This is a genomic window from Paenibacillus oenotherae, from assembly GCF_019443105.1.
GTDB classification, from domain to species: Bacteria; Bacillota; Bacilli; order Paenibacillales; family Paenibacillaceae; genus Paenibacillus_Z; species Paenibacillus_Z oenotherae.
Map to the genome: position 1 here is coordinate 1 of NZ_JAHZIJ010000037.1, position 5,496 is coordinate 5,496.

The 5,496-nt window shown below is 45.6% G+C and carries 3 protein-coding genes and 1 pseudogene; all 4 read right to left on the reverse strand.

What is annotated here, in order from left to right; translation table 11 throughout:
- Window positions 1-151: 151 nt before the first annotated feature.
- Complete coding sequence (locus K0T92_RS24310; protein ID WP_219875222.1) at window positions 152-1,069, reverse strand: WG repeat-containing protein; 918 nt, start codon at window positions 1,067-1,069, stop codon at window positions 152-154.
- A gap of 115 nt (window positions 1,070-1,184) precedes the next feature.
- Window positions 1,185-1,327: pseudogene (locus tag K0T92_RS25740) on the reverse strand (IS110 family transposase); the annotation flags it as partial.
- Between the two features lie 120 nt (window positions 1,328-1,447).
- A complete protein-coding gene (locus K0T92_RS24315) occupies window positions 1,448-1,969 on the reverse strand; it encodes a hypothetical protein (protein ID WP_219875223.1) in 522 nt (173 codons plus the stop codon).
- Window positions 1,970-2,041: 72 nt separating this feature from the next.
- Window positions 2,042-5,496: RHS repeat-associated core domain-containing protein (locus tag K0T92_RS24320; RefSeq protein WP_281423191.1), on the reverse strand; the 3,455-nt coding region annotated here is incomplete at its 5' end.

Here is a 5,496-nt window from a genome sequence, read left to right on the forward strand (position 1 = left end):
AAATGGCTAGCCTTTCTGATCCACCGTTCTAAAAACATTACTGTTTGCGATAAAAAAGAAACCACATGGAGTATTAGCTCACATGTGGAAAGTGGTAAGTCATTATTCACTTTTCATCTGTACCATCATCTTTTGAATTATTCATGAAGGCTTATAGATAGTCGAACTGAAAAATCTCGTCTCCCGTGTGCCGATCCACATAGATGTTTTTTTCCCCCAATCGAAATCTAATTAACTTCTGTTCAGCAGACTGGGTATCGGTTCCCGTATATTTCGGTTCAATAATATATTCACCACGTTTGTTTATTATCCCATACCGTTCCCCCACAACAACATAGGCTGTTCCTTCGTAAAAATCTGAAGCGAAGTCAAAAAGTGGTGGAATGACGACATCACCCGTTTTATTGATGTATCCTGTCTTCTCATTCCGTTTAAAGGTACATAGACCCTCCGAAAAAAAGCCAATTGATTCGTAAATCGGCTCGATGACAATGTCACCGCTTGGGTTTATAAAACACCATTTTCCGGAGTAATGCCGAGCAGGGGCCAGCCCCTCGGCAAACTTACAACCCGACTTAAATAGTGTTGAGGAGATGACCAATTCTCCTTCTTTATTAATGTATCCATTACGTTTCGTCTTTTTATCCGTAAAAAAAGCTAATCCGTGTGAAAAATTGCCGACTCTGACATCCGTATACTGGAGCTGCACAACCCCTTCTGTATCCAAGAACTGAATGACACCTTCCATAGTTTCAACCTTCACCCATCCTTCGGAAAAATGCATGATACTCTTATAGAACGGTGGAATAATAACTTCATCCCTTTTATTAATGGCTCCCCAAAGATTATCGATTTTAATTGGACAATAGCCTTCGTGAAACTCTCCTGCAGCATCATATTTTATAGGGATATTTTCATTTTCAACGGATAAAAAACCTTCTTTGCCATTTTTCTTAACTCCAAATAATCCCTCGCTACCGTAGTAAGCATAATCAAACTGTGGGGATACAACTACATTCCCTTTATGGTCAATATACCCCCAAACTCCATTCTCATGTATCGGGAACATCCCTCTCACCTCGTCAATATGATTTAGATGACTACATTGATAATTCTTATTATTACTCCTGGTAATCTAGCTACTCTCCCAGGACCAGGGATAAATTTCAAGCTTTTAGCTAATACTTCCGCTGCGTCACAAGCTGACTTACTGCCCAGTATAAATCAATGGGCTTCTCATTAGGAAGACGTTCTAACTCGTCCCTCTCAGAACCTTTGCTACGCATTCAGCGTCCCAGTTATCCGACTTCTGTACCGTCACATGGCTCTATCTACTATTTTTTGTAAGTAAATTACAAAATTCAGAATGTCAACTGGTGTAAAAAAAGAAATGCCACATTGGAGTTGATTATACTCGCATGTGACATAGTTTTTGAAAACCGACTTATCAAATAAACTTTCTCCAAGCCTCAAACAGTGAAGTCAAATCTTTATCTTGATTTCCCTTTACATGTGACCGACACAAATTAATAACAACGGTTGGGGGATGTAGTGCTCCACCTTTAAATCCCATGACAACAGGCTTATTTATATCTACATCTGACTTAGGTTTACTTATAAAGCCCCATTGAAGGTGCGGGTACTCTCTTAGAAAAACCTCGGCAAAATAAAGCGATACATCTATTGCCAATGTTACAGTCCCAGAATCCAACTTCCAATCACTCATATCCTCAAGTATCCAGCTGGGCAAAGTGTTACTTAGTTCATTCAACTCTTCATGAGACTTGGGTACAGTGTTTATTCTTTCCTTAACCCATCCCCAAAGCGGATTGAGTGATTCAGGTGTCATATCAAACTTTTCAATATTTCGTAAACCTGAAGCTTCTATCGCTTCAATTAATATTTCAATTCTTGCTGGAACTTCCTTCACGAACCAGTTAAAATGCTCCTGCACTTGCTTCTTAGACATCTTTGAGAATTCAACGAATTCAAATGGCGGGACCATCATAGGGTAATTGTAAGCCAGTTGTAGCACCTCCTGTTACTTATGGATAATGTATTTTATTCCATTTTGAGTCAATAAATCAAGAAGTCGTTGATCCGCCCCAGCCCCTGTATAGCCACTCTCAAAGAAATGCCACACGGCGCTTTCAATCTTTCCTTTAGCTATTAATTCAGCATCTTTTTTAATTTGGTTTACGGCGGCTTGGGAGTATTTTAAATATCCAACTTTAGATTCATATGCAACACCATCTACAAGAACATCTATTATCCGTCTTCCCATACTTGTTGAGAAGCCTTGTTGCAATTGATTCTTAGCAGTTGCTCCGACCAAATTAGCTAAATATGCTTCTCCAGCTTTGCCACCGTAAAAAATCATCCCTTTCGCAGCTGTCGCTGCCTCTTCGGCAACAGTCCTTCCGAAAAGCTTAGTTATGGTTTTGGACAATGCCGCCTTACCGAGACCTAAACCACCTGTAACAACAGTGTCAAATAAAACACCTGTCCAACTGTGGTCTTCATATGCCCCATCGGTGTCATAAAATGTTCCCACTTCATTTCCATTATCAATAATTCTATCACCGTCATGCTTCCAATCTGCTTCTTGTATTGAACCATCAGCACAATTTCCAGGATGAGCATATTTCCCATCTGCCGATTCACACCAATGCCCCGTAGGGTCAACATTCGTTAACGGATTATTATGCACATACGTATACAAATTCATCGTCAGCGGATTATCAATCTGCCCCTCATACGTATCCTTGCTAATAAACCGCCCCATGCTAGGGTCATACCATCTTGCGCGCAAGTATTGCAGGCCTGCGCTCTGATCCCACATTTCCCCCGAATAGCGGAATGGGTTCGATACACTTTCGGTAGTCGTGAGCGGGTTGCCCCACAGATCATACGTGTATCGGTTCACACTCGTATTGCCCGTGCTGTCCCGAAGCTCGATCACATCGCCATGGCCATTGTGCAGGTAGTAGTTCTTCCCGTTCGCGTCCTTGCGAGCGATCAGTCCCTTACCCCGAATGTACTGCGCCTTCATCGTAACGCCGCCACTGGCGACGATTCCTTCTCCCACTACCTGATCGCCATCATAGTAATAGCGGACGGTCGTGTTATTCTCTGTCCGTTCATAAAGCAGTCCGTCACCGTTGTACCTATAGCTTACTTGTCCGCCTCCAGGCTTGGCAACTTGCGTTAACCGATTCCACGCATCATACGTGTAGTTCGTCTCTCCCGCAGGGATTTCTGGCGCCTTATCACTCTGCAATGACAAGCGGTTGCCCCGGTTATTGTAGGCATACGTCTCATTGAACTGGGACGACGTTGCTATCCGGTTCAGTGGATCGTAGCTGTAGCTGAAGTTGCTGCTCTGGCCGTTCAGTCTCACAGCTTGGTTCGTCAAATTCCCGTTTCCATCATAATCGTAGTTGAAAGAATTAATCTCTACGTTATTGGCTTTCTTGTGAATCAGCGAGTCCACCGCATAGCCATCATAGGTATACGTGCTTTTATTCCCGTTCAGCTGCCTGATTTCCTTTAACAGGCTGTTATTGTAGTAGTCATACTCGGCATCGAAGGTCGTCAAGGAAGGCCCGACGGTCTTTAAGCGATTCATATTGTCATAGGTATATACATTCATATAGCCAAACGGATCGGTCATCGTTTCCCGAAGGCCCAGGCTATTGTAGGTGTACGAAATCTTCTTCAGATCCGGGAAGGTGACCTCTCTTAATTCCCCGGTCGTGTTCTTGTAGACGTAGGATGTCGTACCCGTAGGGTCGGTCATCGTTTTCCGCCGTCCGGCAGGATCATAGGTATACCCCACGGAATCGTTCGGACTGGATTTCAGGGTCAGACGATTGCGATTGTTGTATTGGAAGGTGAACGTTTGCCCCTTCTGATCCACCGTTCTTACGACATTGCTATTCGCATCATAGAAGCTCTTCTCGACCTGACCCATGGCATCCGTCTTTTTGATCAGTCTTCCCAACTGATCATAGCGCTTCTGCGTCGTATTCGCATCCGGATAACGGATCTCCTTCAAATGACCAGCCAAGGAATACGCATAGCTCGTCGTGTCATTCTTCGGATCGGTTACGCCTGTCAAACGCCCCAGGGCATCATACTGGTATCTTGTCGTATGCTGGGCATCGGTACGGACAATGACATTACCCATATCATCGTACTGTACCGAACCCACCGTCTGGAATCCGCCCCCTTTATTGAGCTGCGACAATATTTCTCTGCCCAGCATATCCGCTGTGGATCGGGATTGTATGCCTGCAGGATCGGTACTGGTCATGGTTCGGTTCAACTCGTCATACTGGGTCGTGGAATAAGCTCCATTCGGAAGAGTCGTCTGAATACCCCTGTCCCATCCGTCATACTGATACTGAGTCCGGTGGCCGCTGCCATTCTGTTCCCATATCAATCTGCCCAGTGCATCATAACCATACTGCTTCAGGACGCGGTAGGAACCGTCCATCATGCCTTCCTCTACCTTATGCCCCAGTGCATCCCACTTCTGAATACCCGTTACACCGGTCTCATCCGTTACCGTCACTTGATTGGCTATATCATCATAAACCGCGGTCATCGAGGATTGATCGGGATGGGTAATGGTTTTGAGCCTGCCGAGCTTATCGTAGACGTAGGTGGTCGTATTGTTCTTGCCGTCCGTGAAGGATTTGACCCGTCCCGTTGTGGGATCATAATCCAACTGATTCACGATCGTGGTGGATTGCCCGTCTGCATCGGTCACAAGGATGGATTGCTGCGTCGGGAAAGCGCCTGAGTAGCCGTACGTGGTGTAATATTCGGTGTTCAGCACATCGTCGAGCACGGTCGCTTTGCCCACATTGCCGTAAGCATCGATTTGCTCATATTTGGAATGAGCCAGCTTGGTTCCATTCTGGTTGGTGACGATGATTTCGGTAATCTTGCCTTTGTCGTTCCGGACATAGCTGGTTAGCCGGGTCTGGTTCACATCGACCTTCTCCAATACGGAAGCAAGCAGACGGGTCGTCGGGTTGTACGTATAGGTGGTCGCCACATTCATGGCGTTGGTCTGGGACAGCACATTGCCATAATCATCATAGGTCGCCCGATTAATCGTTGGGGCTGTACTGCTGCCTGCTTTCGTGAACGTGCTGGTCGTGACCGTAGGTGTGGTCAACCGGCGCGTCTCATCGTATTGAAAGCTCGTTCTTCTGCTCTCATTCCCGGTAGTCTCGGTGATACTATTCGTGTAAATGACTGTCGGCGTCGTCTCATCCACATAGTCCTTCCGATAATCGAATACTGTGCTCTTCTGTCCATTGTTGATGGTGACTCCGAAGCTTGCAATATCCTGGTACGTGCTGCCGACATCGGAATTGTACGTGAAATCCAGCCTGTTGTAGTCGATTCCATTGCCACGATCCACTCTGCTCGTGATCCGGTAGGCTTCTTCCGCTGCATTCGAACCAAGCGCGCGTGTTGTGG